The sequence below is a fragment of the Georgenia sp. SUBG003 genome (genome assembly GCF_000715355.2).
Lineage (GTDB): Bacteria > Actinomycetota > Actinomycetes > Actinomycetales > Actinomycetaceae > Georgenia.
Map to the genome: position 1 here is coordinate 1,672,115 of NZ_CP180204.1, position 16,583 is coordinate 1,688,697.

The window sequence follows — 16,583 nt, forward strand, 5'->3', positions numbered from 1 at the left end:
TCCGGCCGGACCCGTTCACGACGGGCGCGCAGGTCCGTTCCGTCCGACCATGGTCGGGGGAGCGGTGGACCCGGGCACCCGCGGACCGCCGGACACCTGGAGACCCGACCTCGTCCGCCGGCGCAGGCGCCGGGGACCACGAGGAGGAGCCGCCCGTGCACCCCAGCTCCCCGGAGGACGGACGGCGCGCGAGCCGCGCGCCGGGACGGCGCCGCGGGCGGGGACGGAGCCTCCCGCTGACACCCCCCGCGGTGGCCTGTGCCCTCTTTCTCGCGCTGTGCTGGGTGCTGCGTGACTTCGTCACGGACGACGCCTGGATCTCCGTGCGCTACGCCGAGAACCTCGCACACGGCGCGGGCGCGGTCTGGAACCCCGGCGGCCCGCGGGTCGAGGGCTTCAGCAACCCGTTGCTCGTCGGTCTCGAGGCGGCGGCCGACCTGGTCGGCTGGTCCGCGGTGTCCGTCGCCCGGGCCGCCGGCGTGCTGTCGGGGCTGGCGTGCGTCGTGGTCGTGCACCGGGCGGGACGGGCGGTCGTGGGGGAGCCGGCGGCGGTGGCCGGCGCGGTGCTCACCGCCGTCAGCGCGCCGTTCGCCCTGTGGGCCGTCGGCGGACTCGAGACCACGATGACCGCCTTCGCGCTCACGGCCGCCGTCTGCCAGCTCGCACGCCCCGACGGCGGCCGCCCCCCTTCTCGCCGGCGCCCTGCTCGCGCTGCTGCCCTGGTTGCGGCCCGAAGGGCTGGTTGTGGCGCTCGCCGTCGGCGGGCTGGGAGAGGTGCCGGGGCTCGTCCGGCGGGGCAACCGCGGTGTCTCGGCGCGCCGCCTCGCCCTGGTCGCGGGACCGCCCCTGCTGTCCCAGGCGGTCCTCGAAGCGGTCCGGCTCGGCGTCTACGGCCACCTCCTGCCCAACTCGGTGCTGTACAAGTCCGGCACCGGAGAGACGTTCGAGGTCCTGCAGCGGTTCCTCGGGCAGTCGGTCGTCGTCCTCGCGCTGGCGCTCGTCGGTGCGTTCCTGGTGCGCGGGCGGGGTCTGCTGCTGGCGGTACCGCCGGTCGTCTACGCGGTCGGCTCTCTGGGCACCCTCGACAGCGTCAACGCGTTCAGCCGGTTCTTCGTGCCGGTCCATCCGCAGCTGGCGCTGCTCGCCGGGGTTGCCGTCGCAGCGTCGACCGCACGCGTCGCCGCCGCCGCGCGGCGCCCCTGGGTGCCTGCGGCGCCGGGGGCTGCGGCTGCCTGCGCGGCGGCCGCGGCGCTGCGACTGTCCGGCACGATCGGCCCTCCTGACGTGGCGGAGGCGGACGGGAATCGAACCCGCCTGGCCGGGGTGCCCGGCCACAACGGTTTTGAGGACCGCGCCCGTCACCAGACGAGGTACGCCTCCGCCGCTCACCCTAGCGGGCCCCGCCTGGCGGCGGGCCAAAGGGTGGACCGTGGCGGAGGCCCCGGCCTAGGCTCGCCCCTGTGACCGCGACGACGCAGCCGCTCCGACTCACCCAGTACGCCGCCGGGGGCGGGTGCGCGTGCAAGGTGCCGCCCGGTGAGCTGGAACGGGTGCTCGGCACGCTGAGCGTGCCGGCGGGGGAGGACCTGCTGGTCGGCCTGGAGAACGGCGACGACGCCGCCGCCGTGCGGATCGAGGGCGGCCGGGCCCTCATCGCGACGGCGGACTTCTTCACCCCCGTGGTCGACGACCCGTACGAGTGGGGCCGCATCGCCGCCACGAACGCGCTCTCGGACGTCTACGCGATGGGCGGCACCCCCGTGGTGGCGGTGAACCTGCTGGCCTGGCCGCGCGGGCGGATCCCGCTCGAGCTCGCCGCCGAGGTGCTGCGCGGCGGCGCGGACGTGTGCGCGGCGGCCGGGACGTTCCTCGGCGGCGGGCACAGCGTGGACGACCCGGAGCCGAAGTACGGGCAGGCCGTCACGGGGCTCGCGGACGCGGACCGGCTCCTGCGCAACGACGCCGCCGAGCCGGGACTGCCGCTGACCCTGACGAAGCCCCTCGGCCTCGGTGTGCTCAACAACCGGCACAAGGCCACCGGCGAGTGGTTCGAGGAGGCGGTCGCGCAGATGACCACGCTCAACCGGGACGCCGCCGCGGCCGCGCTCGCCGCCGGCGCCCGTGCCGCCACCGACGTCACCGGCTTCGGCCTGCTCGGCCACCTGTACAAGATCGTCCGGGCCAGCGGCGTCAGCGCGGTCGTGGACGCGGCGGCGGTGCCCTACCTCGACGGCGCCCGCGACGCGCTCGCGGACGGGTTCGTGCCCGGCGGGAGCCGGCGCAACCTCGACTGGGTGGCTCCCCACCTCGACTCCGCCGTCGGGGAGGAGGAGCTGATCCTGCTCGCCGACGCCCAGACGTCCGGCGGGCTGCTGGTGGCCGGCGAGCTTCCCGGCTATCCCGTCGTCGGCGAGCTCCTGCCCGCCGGGGAGCACGCGGTTCGGGTGCGCTGAACGCCCGGACAGGGCACCATCGAGGATCAACGGACGTCGTCGTCGGGAGGGAGAGGCAGGTGGCACGCAAGGTCTTCCTCGACTGGCCGGTGGTGCGCCAGCTCACCGGCACCGACCCGCTCGGGCGCGGCACGGCGGTCCGCTCCGCGCGCACCGATCAGCTCACCGCCCGCACCACGACGGCGGACCGCGTGGCCCGCAGCGTCTGCCCCTACTGCGCCGTGGGCTGCGGGCAGAAGGTGTACGTCAAGGACGAGCGCGTCGTCCAGATCGAGGGCGACCCGGACAGCCCGATCTCGCGCGGACGGCTCTGCCCGAAGGGGTCGGCCAGCAAGAGCCTGGTCACGAACCCGGCCCGCCTCAGCACCGTGCGCTACCGCCGGCCGTACGGCACCGAGTGGGAGGACCTGCCGCTCGACGTCGCGATGGAGATGATCGCCGACCGGGTGGTCCGCGCCCGTGAGGAGACGTGGCAGGACCGCGACGAGGAGGGCCGGACCGTCCGCCGCACGCTCGGCATCGCCAGCCTGGGCGGGGCGACGCTGGACAACGAGGAGAACTACCTCATCAAGAAGCTCTTCACCGCCCTCGGCGCGCTGCAGATCGAGAACCAGGCGCGTATTTGACACTCCTCCACGGTTCCCGGTCTGGGGACCAGCTTCGGGCGCGGCGGCGCCACAGGTTTCCAGCAGGACCTGGCCAACGCGGACTGCATCGTCATCCAGGGGTCGAACATGGCCGAGGCCCACCCGGTGGGCTTCCAGTGGGTGATGGAGGCCAAGCGGCGCGGCGCGACGGTGATCCACGTCGACCCCCGGTTCACCCGCACCAGCGCCCTCGCCGACCAGTTCGTGCCCCTGCGCGCCGGGACGGACATCGTCTTCCTCGGCGCGATCGTCAACTACGTGCTGAGCAACGAGCTGGACTTCCGCGAGTACGTGCTGGCCTACACCAACGCGGCCACGATCCTCGACGACAGCTTCGCCGACACCGAGGACCTCGACGGTCTCTTCTCGGGCTTCGACCCCGAGCGGCGCAGCTACGACACGAGCAGCTGGCAGTACGCCACGGCGGACTCCGGGCACGGGGAGGGCGAGGCGCAGGAGCGGCGCGAGAGCGCGCGCCCGATGGAGCACGAGACCCACGGCATCCAGGTCCCCGGCCACCCGCCCCGCGACGAGACGCTGCAGGACCCGCGCACCGTGTACCAGGTGCTCCGGCGGCACTTCGCGCGCTACACCCCGGAGATGGTCGAGGAGGCCTGCGGCGTGCCGCGCGAGGACTTCCTGAAGGTGGCGGAGGCCTGGGTGGCGAACTCCGGGCGGGAGCGGACGACCGCGCTCGTCTACAGCGTCGGGTGGACGCAGCACAGCGTGGGCGCCCAGTACATCCGCACCGGGGCGATCCTGCAGCTGCTGCTGGGCAACATGGGCCGGCCCGGGGGCGGGATCATGGCCCTGCGCGGTCACGCGAGCATCCAGGGCTCGACCGACATCCCGACCCTGTTCAACCTGCTCCCCGGCTACCTGCCGATGCCGCACGCGGAGCAGCACCCGGACCTCCAGAGCTGGATCGCCAGCGTGCGGCATCCCGGCTCCAAGGGCTTCTGGCGAAACGCCGACGCGTACGGGATCAGCCTGCTCAAGGCGTACTGGGGCGAGGCGGCCACCGCCGAGAACGACTTCGCCTACGACTACATGCCCCGGATGACGGGCGACCACGGCACGTACCGCACGGTGCTGGACATGATCGACGGCAAGGTCAAGGGCTACTTCCTGCTCGGGCAGAACCCCGCCGTCGGCTCCGCCCACGGGCGGGCCCAGCGCCTGGGCATGGCCAACCTCGACTGGCTCGTGGTGCGCGACCTCTACGAGATCGAGAGCGCCACGTTCTGGAAGGACTCCCCGGAGGTGGCCACCGGAGAGATCGTGCCGGAGGAGTGCCGCACCGAGGTCTTCCTCATGCCGGCGGCCTCGCACGTGGAGAAGGAGGGCACCTTCACCCAGACGCAGCGGCTGCTGCAGTGGCGCGAGAAGGCGCTCGACCCGACCGGCGACCGCCGCTCCGAGCTCTGGTTCTTCTTCCACCTGGGCCGCCTGGTGCGGGAGCGGCTTTCCGGCTCCACGGTGGAGCGGGACCGGCCGGTCCTCGACCTCGCCTGGGACTATCCGGTCCACGGCCCGACGGCGGAGCCGAGCGCCGAGGCCGTGCTGCGCGAGATCAACGGCTACGAGATCGCCACCGGGCGTGAGCTGACCTCCTTCACGGAGATGCGGGCCGACGGCTCCACCGTGGGCGGCTGCTGGATCTACACCGGCGTCTTCGCCGACGGCGTGAACCAGGCGGCCCGCCGCCGGCCCCGCACCGAGCAGTCCTGGGTGGCGCCGGAGTGGGGCTGGGCCTGGCCCGCGAACCGGCGCACGCTGTACAACCGGGCCTCCGCGGACCCGCAGGGGCGGCCCTGGAGCGATCGCAAGGCGTACGTGTGGTGGGACGAGGAGGCCGGGAGGTGGACCGGCCACGACGAGCCGGACTTCGAGCGCACCAAGCCGCCGTCCTACCGGCCGCCCGAGGGTGCCGACGGCGTGGAGGGCCTATCTGGCGACGACGCCTTCATCATGCAGGGCGACGGCAAGGGCGCGCTCTTCGTGCCGACGGGGCTGCTCGACGGGCCGCTGCCCACGCACTACGAACCGGTCGAGTCCCCGTTCCGCAACCCGCTGTACGGGCAGCAGGCCAACCCCATCCGGGTGGAGTACCGCCGGGCCGACAACCCGGTCCACCCCAGCCCGCCGCAGGAGCGCTCGGAGACCTTCCCGTTCGTCTACACGACCTCGCGCCTCACGGAGCACCACACGGCCGGCGGCATGAGCCGGTTCCTCGAGTACCTCTCCGAGCTGCAGCCGGAGATGTTCGTCGAGGTCTCCCCGCAGCTTGCGGCCGAGCGCGGGCTGACGCACATGGGCTGGTGCCACGTGGTCACCGCGCGCTCCGCCGTCGAGGGGCGGGTGATGGTCACGGAGCGGCTCCGGCCGCTGCGGATCGAGGGCCGCACGGTCCACCAGGTGTGGCTGCCCTACCACTGGGGCTCGGGCGGCCTGGTGAAGGGCGACTCCGCCAACGACCTGTTCGGCATCGCGCTGGAGCCGAACGTGCTCATCCAGGAGACCAAGGCGGGCACCTGCGACGTGCGGCCGGGCAGACGGCCCACCGGGGCGGCGCTGCTGGACTACGTGGCCGGCTACCGCCGTCGGGCCGGGATCGTCGACGGCGGTGGCGGGGACATCGTCACCGCCCGGCCGCCCGGCGACGGCCGGCCGGACCGGGGAGTTGCGCAGGAGGGTGACCATGGCCGGTAGGAACAGCCTGTTCGGACCCGTCGACCCGGCCGAGGACGCCGGCTACGAGGAACCGCCGCCGCGCAAGGGGTTCTTCACCGACACCAGCGTGTGCATCGGGTGCAAGGCGTGCGAGGTGGCGTGCAAGGAGTGGAACCTCCTGCCCGACGACGGCTTCGACCTGCTCGGGTCCTCCTACGACAACACCGGGGCGCTGGGCGCCAACACGTGGCGGCACGTGGCGTTCGTCGAGCAGCCCGCCGGCCGTCCCGCGGCTCCCGTGTCGCTGGGGATGCCGGGCGCGGGCCGCCCGCCGCCCCCGCCGGCACGACCGGCAGGGACGCCTCCGGCGGGAGGACGGACGCCGACGAGCCCGGCTCCGAGGACGACCGCCCCACGAACCTCATCGACGCGGCGGCGAAGGGCGCGTCGGACGGTCTGAGCCTGGCTCTCAACGTCGGGGCCATGCTGCTGGCGTTCATCGCCCTCATCGCGCTCGCGAACCTGGTCCTCGGCGCGGTCGGCGGCCTGTTCGGCGTGGAGCTGACCATCCAGCAGCTGCTCGGGTACGTCTTCGCCCCGATCATGTTCGTCGTCGGGGTGCCCTGGGCCGAGGCTGTCGACGCCGGCAGCTTCCTGGGGCAGAAGGTCATCCTCAACGAGTTCGTCGCGTTCTCGGACTTCGCGCCCCGCGCCGAGGAGTTCTCCGCGAAGACCCAGGCGGTCGTCACCTTCGCGCTGACGGGGTTCGCGAACCTCGGCTCGCTCGCGATCCTTCTCGGCGGCCTGGGCGGCATCGCCCCCCGGCCGGCGCTCCGACATCGCGCGTCTCGGCATGCTGGCGGTGCTCGCGGGCACCCTCGGCAACCTCATGAGTGCCGCCATCGCCGGGATCCTCATCGGCTGAGACGTGAGCGGTGGCGGTCGAGCGGCGCCGCCGCCCGGCGTCAGAAGAGGTCTCGGACGCCCCAGACGGCGAGCACGAGCAGAGCCCACAGGGCAGTGACGGCGTAGCCCAGCACGAGTCCGGCCACCGCCAGCCCGCGGCCACCGGCGTAGCCGTCGGGGAGACGGCGCAGGGCGAGGTGCCCGCACAGGACGGCGGCGAGACCGACCCCCGGGATCACCGCGAGCACGCCGAGCACCAGGGCGGCGACGGCGAGGGGGTCGTTGCGCACGACGGCGGAGGTGTAGCCGGGTCCGGCCAGGACGGCGCCGCGGTCCACGTGCTCGCTGCCCGGGAAGGTGACCGGTGGGCCGCCGACCGAGGAGCCGGAGGCTGCGCCGTCGTCCGAGGACGGGGCGGAGGGGCTGCCCGAGGTGGCGTAGGGCGACGGTCCCGTGCCGGGCAGCGGCGCGGCCGCGTAGTCGGTGGGATAGTCCCGAGGCCGCGGGACCGGGCGCGGCGAGGGCGAGGCGAACGGGTTCTCCGGCCGGCGGGCGCCCGCGGCGCCACCCTGCCGGCTCTCGTCCGAGCTCATCCCTGCCCCTCCCGACCACCGGATCCACGCGGAGTTCAGAATGGCACAGCGGGGAACGGGCCAGAGACATCGGCGCTAGCCTGTGCTCCCGAACCAGCCCCTCGACGATGCGGGAGCAGGCGCAACGGACAACCGGGAGGGCGCGATGAACGCACGCAGAGGCTTCGGCAGGTGGACGGTCCACGGGGACGGGAGGCACCTCCGGCCCGGTGAGGTGGTGGCGCCGCACGAGCGGCTGAGCTGGCCCGCGACCATCGGCATCGGGGCCCAGCACGTCGTCGCCATGTTCGGCGCGACCTTCCTCGTGCCGCTGCTCACCGGGTTCCCGCCGGCCACGACGCTGTTCTTCTCCGCCGTCGGCACGGTGCTGTTCCTGCTGGTCACGGGCGGGAGGGTCCCCAGCTACCTGGGCTCCAGCTTCGCCCTCATCGCCCCCATCACCGCGGCGACGGCGGCGCAGGGCAGGTCCTCGGCGCTCGGCGGCGTCGTCGCGGTCGGCGTCCTGCTCGCGATCATCGGTCTGGTCGTCCACTTCGCCGGCGCGCGATGGATCGACATCGTCATGCCCCCCGGTCGTCACGGGCGCCATCGTGGCCCTCATCGGTTTCAACCTGGCGCCGTCGGCGTGGAACAACGTCCACGCAGCGCCGGTGACGGCGCTGGTCACCGTGGTGGCCATCCTGCTCTCCACCGTGCTGTTCCGCGGACTGCTGGGCCGGCTGTCGATCCTCCTCGGTGTGCTCGTCGGCTACGCCACCGCCTGGGTCCGCGGCGAGGTGGAGACCGGGAAGGTGGAGGCGGCCGCGTGGGTCGGCCTGCCGGACTTCACCGCTCCGAGCTTCGACCCCGCGCTGCTCGGTCTGTTCCTCCCGGTGGTGCTCGTGCTGGTCGCCGAGAACGTCGGGCACGTGAAGTCGGTGGCCGCGATGACGGGGGAGAACCTCGACGACGTCACCGGCAGGGCGCTCTTCGCCGACGGCATCTCCACCGCGCTCGCGGGAGCGGGCGGCGGGTCCGGCACGACCACGTACGCCGAGAACATCGGCGTCATGGCGGCGACGCGCGTCTACTCCACCGCCGCCTACCTCGTGGCCGCGGTGGTGGCGTTCCTGCTGAGCATGTCGCCGAAGTTCGGCGAGCTGATCGCGACCATCCCGGCCGGCGTGCTGGGCGGGGCCGCGACGGTGCTGTACGGGATGATCGGCATGCTGGGCGTGCGGATCTGGGTGCAGAACCGCGTCGACTTCTCCGACCCGGTGAACCTCAACACCGCGGCTGTCGCCCTCATCCTGGGCATCGCGAACTACACCTGGGTGGCGGGCGAGATGAAGTTCGAGGGCATCGCGATGGGCTCCGCCGCCGCGATCATCATCTACCACGTCATGCGGCAGATCTCCCGGGCACGGGGCACCAGCCAGGAGGCGGCGAGCCCCGCGTCCGCCCCGGCCGGGGCGGAACTCAACCCCGGTGAGCTGCGGCGCGAGAGCTGACCGCGGCGAGGGACGACGGCGGAGCCGCCACGGCCTGCGTCCGCCGTCGTCCTCGGCTCAGCCCTCCGCAGGGGCCTCCGAGGTGGGAGCCGTCACGGGCGTGCAGCCCTCGGGAGACGTCAGCGCGCCCTCCGGGTCGAGCCCCGCGATCTCGTCGGCGCTGAGCATCTTGGTGTAGCCGGAACCGAGAACCACGTCGACCGACTCGTCGGAGCGGTCGTCCAGCGTGACCACGGCCTCAGGGAAGAGGCGGGCGAGCGAGTAGCCGGCGGTGACGCCGAGCGGCCCGGTGACGATCTGCACCACGCCTGCGTACTCGCCCTGCGGCCAGTTGGCCTGCTGGTTGACCAGCACGCCTGCGCCGCCGAGCACCTCGCCCGTGGTCGCGGCGAGGCCGGCGGTGTCGGTGCCGTTGTAGACGTTCGCGGTGATCGAGCCGAGCGGCACGGCGGTGGCACCCTCGGGGAGGCACGGCTGGACGACCTGGTCCTCGGGGCTCTCCTCGCGGGAGAAGTCCCGTGTGAACGGTGCGGGCAGCAGGCCGGACCAGATGGCGCCGGCGATCAGCGCGGCCACGAGCAGGATCGTGATGAGACCGCCGAAGATGACGGTCTGCCGCTGCTGGAGCCGGCGGCGCCGGGCCGCGCGCCGCAGGGCGGCCTCGTCCATGGTGATTCGCTCCGTCACAGGAGGAACGGTAACGGAGTCAGACCTGCTCACGGATGCGACCCTCGGCGTCCAGCTCGAGAACCCTGGCGTGCAGCACGAGCCGCTGCTGCAGCGCGGCGCGCAGGGCCCGGTGCAGGCCGTCCTCGAGGTAGAGGCTGCCACGCCACGACACGACGTGGGCGAAGAGGTCGCCGTAGAAGGTGGAGTCCGAGGAGAGCAGCGAGCGGAGGTCGAGCGTGCTCTTGGTGGTGACGAGCTGGTCCAGGCGGACCTGCCGCGGCGGGATGGCCGCCCAGGCCCGCGGGGTCGTCAAGCCGTGGTCCGGGTAGGGGCGCCCGTCCCCGACGGCCTTGAACATCACCCGAGGAATCCTAGACGGCCCGGCCGGATCCTCGGCCGAGGGGTCGGGGCGTGCCGGGCGGGACGTGAGCGGAATGCGTCGGACGTGGGTGATGCGACATCTCCTCGGACGGCGGCGGCCCGCCCCCGGGGTGGGGGCGGGCCGGCGCGTTGGTGGGCGTGGCCCTCGGCCACGCGGCGGCACCCGGCAGGGTGCGGGGTCGGTCAGCCGACGCGGATGAAGACCGGGTTGGAGATGTAGATCGGGGACTCGTACAGCGCGGTGCCCGGGGCGCGGGCCGCGATGTGCTGGCCGTTGCCGGTGTAGATGCCCACGTGCCCCGGGCCCCACACCAGGTCCCCCGGGCGGGCCTCGGCCGCGGAGACCACGGTCCCGGCGTAGCGCTGCTCCGAGGAGGTGCGCGGCAGGGAGATCCCGACCTGGGCGAAGACGTACTGGGTGAACCCCGAGCAGTCGAACCCGCCCGGGGTCGACCCGCCCGAGACGTAGGGGGTGCCGATGTACTGCCGGGCGATGTTCACGATGGCCGACGCCGACGCGGCGGGGGGCCGGCGCCGCGGGGGCCGCGGCCTCGGCCGCCGGGGCCGCGCTCGCGGCCATGGTTGCCGCCGGAGAGCGTGGAGATCGGGTCCGCCGTGGAGGTGAGCCGGATGTCGAACTCGTCGGCCCGCCGGGTCGCGTTCTCGCGGACCACGGCCGGGCTCATCGCCAGGCCCGAGGCGTAGGGCTCGGTGTCGTACAGGTCGAGCACGAGGTTCTCGGCCACCGAGAAGGACGAGATGATGCCGTCCGTGGACCGGTCCTCGGGGACGAACCCGATGCCCGCACGCAGCCGGTCCTTGACCGACCGTCCGGTGAGCTCCTCGCCGTCGAGCGTGACGGACCCGGACACCGGCTCGGTGAGCCCGAGGATGGTCTCGGTCAGCTCGGTCTGGCCGTTTCCCTGGACACCGGCGACGGCTAGGATCTCGCCGCGGCGCACCGAGAAGCTGATGCGGTCGACCATGGTCTTGCCGGCGGGGTCGAGGACCGTGAGGTCGGAGACGACGAAGGACTCCTGGCCCTCCTGGGCGGGCTCCTTGTCGACGCCGAGGCTCACCGAGCGCCCGACCATGAGGGAGGCCAGCTCGGTCTCGGTGGAGGTGGGGCTGGCCTCGCCGACCACCTTGCCGCGGCGGATGACGGTGATGCGGTCCGCGACGGCGCGCACCTCGCGGAGCTTGTGGGTGATGAAGACGATCGACGTCCCGCTGGCCTTGAGCTGGCGCATGATCTCGATCAGCTCGTCGGTCTCCTGCGGGGTGAGCACCGCGGTCGGCTCGTCGAGGATGAGCACCTTCGCCTCGCGCGACAGCGCCTTGATGATCTCGACCCGCTGCTGGGCACCCACGGGAAGGTTCTCGACGTAGGCGTCGGGGTCGACGTCGAACCCGAAGCGGTCCGAGATCTCCCTGACCCGGCGGCGGGCCTCGCCGACGTTGATCAGGCCGGCGGCGCCCACGGGCTCGTAGCCCAGCGCGAGCGACTCGGCCACGGTGAAGACGGGGACGAGCATGAAGTGCTGGTGCACCATGCCGATGCCGGCAGCCACCGCGTCGCCCGGGCCGGAGAAGGTGACGGGCCTGTCGTCGAGCAGGATCTGGCCGTCGTCGGGGCGGTAGAGGCCGTAGAGCACGTTCATCAGGGTGCTCTTGCCGGCGCCGTTCTCGCCGAGAAGGGCGTGGATCTCGCCCGGCTCGACCACCAGGTCGATGTGGTCGTTCGCGACCAGAGGCCCGAAGGCCTTGGTGATCCCGCGCAGTTCTAGCTTCACTTCCGGGGCTCCGTCCCGTTCGGCAGGCGCCGTCTTCTCTGGGGTACCGCGGGTCGCCACGGTACCGGGGCCCGCGCGTGACGGCCCGGCCACGAGGGCCGGGCCGTCAGGGTGTTCCGTGCTCAGACGGTCACGGGGCGTTCGTCGTCTCCACGGTGATCTCGCCCGAGACGATCTGCTCCTGCAGCTGCGCGACCGCGTCCTTGACCTCCTGCGGCACCTCGGCGTCGAAGTCGTGGAACGGAGCCAGGCCCACGCCCTCGTTCTCCAGCGTGCCGACGTACGGCTCGTTGGAGAAGTTGCCCTCGACGGACTCGGTGATCGTGTCCTCGACCGCCTGCCCGATCTCCTTCATGACCGAGGTCAGCACGATCTCGCCGTACTCGGTGGACTCGTACCAGTCGGAGTCGACGCCGATGATCTTGACGTCGCCCGCGGCCTGCGCGGCGGCGGCGGCACCGAGACCGACCGGGCCGGCGACCGGCATGACGATGTCGGCTCCCTGGGCGATGAACTGCTCGGTGAGGGTCTGGCCGTTGGCCTGGTTCTCGAAGTCGCCGGTGAAGGAGCCGTTCTGGGCCTCCTTGTCCCAGCCGAGAAGCTGGACGTCCCCGCCGTTGTCCTCGTTGTACTTCGCGACGCCGTCGGCGAAGCCGTCCATGAAGATCGCCACGGAGGGGGATCTGCATGCCGCCGAAGGTGGCAACGGTGCCCGTCTCCGTCACCGCGGCGGCGACGTAGCCGGCGAGGTAGGCGGCCTCGGCGGTGTTGAAGAGGATCGGCTTGGCGTTCTCGAGCTCGACCGGGTTGAAGTCGGCGTCCGAGAACGTGGAGTCGATGAGGGCGAAGTTCGTGTCGGTGTTCGCCTCGGCGGCGGACTGGATGGGGTCCTCGAGGAGGAAGCCGACACCGATGGTCAGGTTGCAGCCCTGCTGGACCATCGAGTCGACGTTGGGGCCGTAGTCCGAGTCGGCCTGGGACTCGGCGTCGGCCTCCTGGATGCCGAGCTCCTGCACCGCGGCCTGGAGGCCCTCGTACGCGGACTGGTTGAAGGACTGGTCGTCCCAGCCGCCCTGGTCCGAGACGACGCACGCGAGGAAGTCGGAGTTGTCTCCCCCGGCCGCCTCGGTCGCGCCGCCGCCGGTGGAGCCACCCGCGGGCGTCTCGTCGTCGGGGGCGGCACCACAGGCCGCGAGCGCCAGGGCGGCCGTGGCCGCCATCGCCGTCGCGTAGATGCTCTTCTTCACGCGTTTCTCCTGCATGTGTGTGGCCGAGGCCCGTGTGGCGGGTGCACGCCCTGCGTCGGCAGGGCCCCCGTCCGCCCGGTCCTGGATCGGCGGCTGACAGAGGCGACACTAGCCCGCAGCGGCAATCCCACGAGTCACATCGTGAGATGTCCGCGGAAAGAGTTACCGAAATGTTTCCCTGCTCGTGGCCGGCCGTCCACGGCCCGCGGGTCGTTCGTCCTGGATTCCGGCCGGAACCGCCCCGGTGCGGCCGGCCGGGCCCCGCTCAGGACGACGCCGCTGCCGCCGCCGTCGTCCTGGCGCCCGCCGCCGGGGCCGCCCCCGAGGGACCGGAGAACCTGCCCGAGCCGACGGCGGAGCAGCTCGCCGACTCCGTGCGCGCGTGGGACCCGAACGGCTCGGTCCGGGTGTGGGACCTCGACGGCTCCGTTCGCGCCCTCGAGACGGTCGAGAGGGAGGGCAGCGAGACCACGATCAGCCTCGCGACCGACATCCTGTTCACCCCGGACAGCGCGGAGATCCCGGCGAACGCCGCCGAACGGATCGCCGAGCTGCTGTCCGACATCCCGGACGGCGCGGCGGTCACCGTCGGAGGGCACACCGACTCCGTCCGTGGCGCCGTGGACAACCAGAAGCTCTCGACGGACCGCGCCACCGCGGTCGCGGACGTCCTGCGCCGGACGCGTCCTGACCTGGTGCTCGAGGTCGCCGGGTTCGCCGACACGCAGCCGGCCGTCCAGGAGAACGCGGACGACCCGTCCACCCGGGCGGCAAACCGCAGGGTCGAGATCGTCTACGACGGCTGAGCCTGCCGCTCCGCAGCGGTGCCCGGGAGCTGACCGCCCACGCCGGCCGGTCCCGTCCTCACTAGGCGGCGGCGCGGATCTCGATCAGGTTCTTCCACGGGTCGTCCACGCGCAGCACAGCGCCGTCGTGACGGGTCGCCACACCTCGACCGGCGAGGCGGGCGTTGACCGCGGCCACCTGCTCCACCGTCGGAAGGACGATGTCCACGGTGCCCAGGCCGAGCGCGGGCACGCGGGGGCCGGCACCGGCGCTGTTCCAGGTGTTCATGGCCATGTGGTGGTGGTAGCCCCCGGCGGAGACGAAGAGAGCCTGGTCGCCCAGCGACGCGGTCTCCTCGAATCCCAGCTTGCCGACGTAGAAGTCACGCGCGGTCGCGACGTCGCCCACCTGAAGGTGGACGTGACCGAGGAGTGCGCCCGCGACATCCAGGGCGGCGGCCTCCGACCGGTCACCGGTGGCGATGAGCTCCTTCGCGGAGTCGGTGAGGTTCTCGGCGAGGAACCGGTTGGGGTCCAGCCACGTTGTCCCCATCTTCACGCGCCCGCCGGCCCACTCCCAGGTGCTGCGCGGGCGGTCGTGGTACAGCTCGATCCCGTTGCCCTCGGGGTCGGTGAAGTAGAAGGCCTCGGAGACGTCGTGGTCCCCCGAGCCGACGTAGGAGCCGGGGGGCGTGCACCGCGAGCGAGGCGAGCACCGTCGCCAGGGACGCCCGGTCCTCGAACAGGATGGCGGTGTGGAAGAGGCCGGCGCTGCGCGGGGAGCCGGCCGGGAGGCTCGGGTCGTGGCGGAGCACGACGATCTCGAGACCGTTGCGCCCGAGCGCGACCTCGTCGCCCTCGGCGCGCACGACGGCGAGCATGACGAAGTCGCGGTAGTAGCGCGTCATGAGGTCGAGGTCCCCGACGAGGAGCGTCACGGTCCCCATGGCGGTCGCCGCGGGGAGGAGGTCCTCCGCCGGACGGCCGCTGACGGAGGTGGACTGCGCGGTGTCGCTGGCGTTCATGTGTCTCCCTGGCTCTGTCGGCTGCATACCACCGTACAAGTAGTTGACGCTTCAACTCAATGCGGGGCGGAGACATTCCCGGGTGAGGCACACCTCGTCCGACGTTGTGCACCGCGGTGAGCAGCGCGCACGGCCTGGCACCGAGGAGGCCGAACCGGCGGGGGGTCGAGGGAGTCGCGGGACGTCGTCCAGGCCTCGTAGTTTCCGGAGACGGAGCTCGTTCCGGAGAGACGAGAGGCGGCGGACGGCCACGTCCGTGCCGGGGGCAGAGCAAGAAGAAGGCCCGTACGCTGCGCGTACGGGCCTTCTAGTCAACTGCTTCGTGGTAGCGGGGGCAGGATTTGAACCTGCGACCTCCGGGTTATGAGCCCGGCGAGCTACCGAACTGCTCCACCCCGCGTCGACCTGTTTAGGTTACGTCGCGGCGAACCATGGGGGCAAATCGGGTGGGCGTGCCCTCGGTCACACACGCGGGACGGTGCGTCGGCCGGCCCGCCCACGTGCGCCGCCCGCGGCCACGGGCCGCCACCGGGCGCCGCCGGCATGGCGGCCCCGAGACGTCCGGCGACACGTGCGCGGGCTCCGCCGTCGCCACGGCGAAGCGCCGGTGGCCTCCCCGGCTGGTGAGGACGACGAAGGGGCCGTCCGCGCGGCGGACGGCCCCTCCCCTGGCCCTGCTCAGCCCTCGGTGGACTGCTCGGTGGCACCGTCGGCCGGCGCCTCGGTGGCGGCGCCGTCCGGCACCTCGCCGCCGGACTGTGCGATCTCCGCCTCGGCGGCCATGCGTCCGCGATGGCCGAGCTGAGACGATCCTGGGCCTCGCCGTACGCGGCCCAGTCGCCGTCGGCCATCGCCGTGCTGCTGTCGGCGAGCGCCTGCTGCGCCTCCGCAAGGGCGTCCGTCAGTCGCTGCTGCGCCGCGGCCGGCACCTCGGTGGTGCCCTCCGGCTGCTCGGCGCCGTCCGTGGGCTCCTCCCCCGGCTGGACGTCCGCGTCACCGGCCTGAGCGCCGGAGTCACCGCCGAAGACTGCGTCGAGCGCCTCGTCCAGGGTGGACGCGAAGCCGATCTCGTCACCGAAGGAGACGAGCACGCGCTGGAGCAGCGGGTAGGACGTGCCGGCGGCCGACTGCACGTACACCGGCTGGACGTACAGGAGGCCGCCGCCGACCGGCAGGGTCAGCAGGTTGCCGAGCTGGACGTTCGAGTTGCCCTGCCGCAGCAGGTTCAGCTCGGAGGAGACGGCCGGGTTGGAGTTGAAGTTGTTCTGCACCTGGCCCGGACCCGGGACCGTGACGTCGGACGGCAGCTCGAGCAGCCGGATCTTGCCGTAGTCCTCGCGCACCTCCCCCGCTGTGTCGCCCGTCTCGGAGTCGACGGCGAGGAACCCCGTCAGGATGTTGCGGTCCGAGTTACCGCCGGGGATGAAGCTCGAGGTCAGGGAGAACCTGGCGTCCTCCTGCCCGGGCATCTGCATGGTCAGGTAGAACGGCGGCTGCTGCACGCCGGTGGCGACCGTGGGGTCGGTGGGGATGTTCCAGAAGTTGGAGCCGGAGTAGAACGAGGCCGCGTCGGTCACGTGGTACTCGGTGAGGAGGGTGCGCTGGACCTTGAAGAGGTCCTCCGGGTAGCGCAGGTGGCTCATGAGGTCGCCGCTGATCTCGGACATCTCGGTGATGTGGTCGGGGAAGATGTTCTCCCAGGTCTGCAGGACCGGGTCCCGCTCGTCCCACTCGAAGAGCGTGACGTCGCCGTCGTAGGCGTTCACCACGGCCTTGACCGAGTTGCGGATGTAGTTGACCTGCTCGGGCGCCGCGCCGACCGTGACGGGCTGGCCGTTCGCGTCGACGACAGAGTCCGTGGTCGCCTCCTCGAGGGACTCCCGCGCCGAGTAGGGGGTAGTCGTTGGTCGTCGTGTAGCCG

Annotated in this window: 12 protein-coding genes, 2 tRNA genes and 5 pseudogenes; 6 read left to right on the top strand and 13 right to left on the bottom strand. The window is 72.6% G+C overall.

The window, feature by feature from the left end; all coding sequences use genetic code 11:
* Positions 1-328 precede the first annotated feature (328 nt).
* The 3 genes from DA06_RS08195 to DA06_RS08205 all read right to left on the bottom strand — a co-directional run bounded on the left by DA06_RS08195 (position 329) and on the right by DA06_RS08205 (position 1,380).
* Positions 329-643 (bottom strand): hypothetical protein, encoded by a 315-nt coding sequence (locus tag DA06_RS08195; protein WP_043498965.1) that lies wholly within the window; start codon positions 641-643, stop codon positions 329-331.
* A complete protein-coding gene (locus DA06_RS08200) occupies positions 640-1,125 on the bottom strand; it encodes a hypothetical protein (RefSeq protein WP_418607375.1) in 486 nt (161 codons plus the stop codon). The genes DA06_RS08195 and DA06_RS08200 overlap by 4 nt, the downstream gene beginning before the upstream one ends.
* A 160-nt stretch (positions 1,126-1,285) precedes the next feature.
* Positions 1,286-1,380, bottom strand: a tRNA-Sec gene (locus DA06_RS08205).
* Positions 1,381-1,460: 80 nt separating this feature from the next.
* Here DA06_RS08205 and selD point away from each other — a divergent pair.
* The 4 genes from selD to DA06_RS08225 are packed head-to-tail and all read left to right on the top strand — an operon-like array spanning position 1,461 to position 6,805.
* A complete protein-coding gene (gene selD, locus DA06_RS08210) occupies positions 1,461-2,453 on the top strand; it encodes a selenide, water dikinase SelD (RefSeq protein ID WP_043498980.1) in 993 nt (330 codons plus the stop codon).
* A gap of 59 nt (positions 2,454-2,512) precedes the next feature.
* Positions 2,513-5,812 (top strand): formate dehydrogenase, encoded by a 3,300-nt coding sequence (fdh, locus tag DA06_RS08215; RefSeq protein WP_418607377.1) that lies wholly within the window; start codon positions 2,513-2,515, stop codon positions 5,810-5,812.
* The gene (locus DA06_RS08220; RefSeq protein WP_418608494.1) at positions 5,802-6,233 is read left to right on the top strand and encodes a hypothetical protein; all 432 of its coding nucleotides are present in this window, start codon (positions 5,802-5,804) and stop codon (positions 6,231-6,233) included. Before fdh ends, DA06_RS08220 begins: the two co-directional genes overlap by 11 nt.
* A complete protein-coding gene (locus DA06_RS08225; RefSeq protein ID WP_418607935.1) occupies positions 6,197-6,805 on the top strand; it encodes a nucleoside transporter C-terminal domain-containing protein in 609 nt (202 codons plus the stop codon). The genes DA06_RS08220 and DA06_RS08225 overlap by 37 nt, the downstream gene beginning before the upstream one ends.
* On the opposite strand, the gene DA06_RS08230 is transcribed toward DA06_RS08225, so the two are convergent.
* A complete protein-coding gene (locus DA06_RS08230) occupies positions 6,739-7,272 on the bottom strand; it encodes a DUF4190 domain-containing protein (RefSeq protein ID WP_418607379.1) in 534 nt (177 codons plus the stop codon). The two genes, DA06_RS08225 and DA06_RS08230, sit on opposite strands and share 67 nt — an antisense overlap.
* Positions 7,273-7,347: 75 nt before the next feature.
* Entirely contained in the window at positions 7,348-7,656 is a 309-nt protein-coding gene (locus DA06_RS08235; protein ID WP_418608495.1) for a hypothetical protein, read from the bottom strand.
* Between DA06_RS08235 and DA06_RS08240 the strand changes: the two are divergent.
* Positions 7,556-8,762, top strand: a pseudogene (locus DA06_RS08240) (uracil-xanthine permease family protein). The gene DA06_RS08235 and the pseudogene DA06_RS08240 overlap by 101 nt on opposite strands.
* Positions 8,763-8,819: 57 nt before the next feature.
* Here DA06_RS08240 and DA06_RS08245 read toward each other — a convergent pair.
* From DA06_RS08245 to DA06_RS08265, 5 genes and pseudogenes are all read right to left on the bottom strand, one after another.
* On the bottom strand, positions 8,820-9,449 hold the full coding sequence (locus DA06_RS08245; protein ID WP_418607381.1) for a LytR C-terminal domain-containing protein: 630 nt from the start codon (positions 9,447-9,449) through the stop codon (positions 8,820-8,822).
* 19 nt (positions 9,450-9,468) lie between these two features.
* Positions 9,469-9,792, bottom strand: a complete 324-nt coding sequence (locus tag DA06_RS08250) for a type II toxin-antitoxin system VapB family antitoxin (protein ID WP_043498993.1) — start codon at positions 9,790-9,792, stop codon at positions 9,469-9,471.
* A 203-nt stretch (positions 9,793-9,995) separates the two neighbouring features.
* A complete protein-coding gene (locus DA06_RS08255; protein ID WP_052436522.1) occupies positions 9,996-10,313 on the bottom strand; it encodes a C40 family peptidase in 318 nt (105 codons plus the stop codon).
* Positions 10,314-10,393: 80 nt separating this feature from the next.
* Positions 10,394-11,605: pseudogene (locus tag DA06_RS08260) on the bottom strand (ABC transporter ATP-binding protein); the annotation flags it as partial.
* Positions 11,606-11,735: 130 nt separating this feature from the next.
* Positions 11,736-12,852: pseudogene (locus tag DA06_RS08265) on the bottom strand (BMP family lipoprotein).
* A gap of 170 nt (positions 12,853-13,022) precedes the next feature.
* On the opposite strand from DA06_RS08265, the gene DA06_RS08270 reads away from it, so the two are divergent.
* A complete protein-coding gene (locus DA06_RS08270; RefSeq protein ID WP_052436524.1) occupies positions 13,023-13,658 on the top strand; it encodes an OmpA family protein in 636 nt (211 codons plus the stop codon).
* A gap of 61 nt (positions 13,659-13,719) precedes the next feature.
* Here DA06_RS08270 and DA06_RS08275 read toward each other — a convergent pair.
* The 3 genes and pseudogenes from DA06_RS08275 to DA06_RS08285 all read right to left on the bottom strand — a co-directional run.
* Positions 13,720-14,584 (bottom strand): annotated as a pseudogene (locus DA06_RS08275) (VOC family protein).
* Positions 14,585-14,985: 401 nt separating this feature from the next.
* Positions 14,986-15,062 (bottom strand) — tRNA-Met (locus DA06_RS08280).
* Positions 15,040-16,491, bottom strand: a pseudogene (locus DA06_RS08285) (UPF0182 family protein); the annotation flags it as partial. The pseudogene DA06_RS08285 and the gene DA06_RS08280, both read right to left, overlap by 23 nt.
* Between the last annotated feature and the right edge of the window lie 92 nt (positions 16,492-16,583).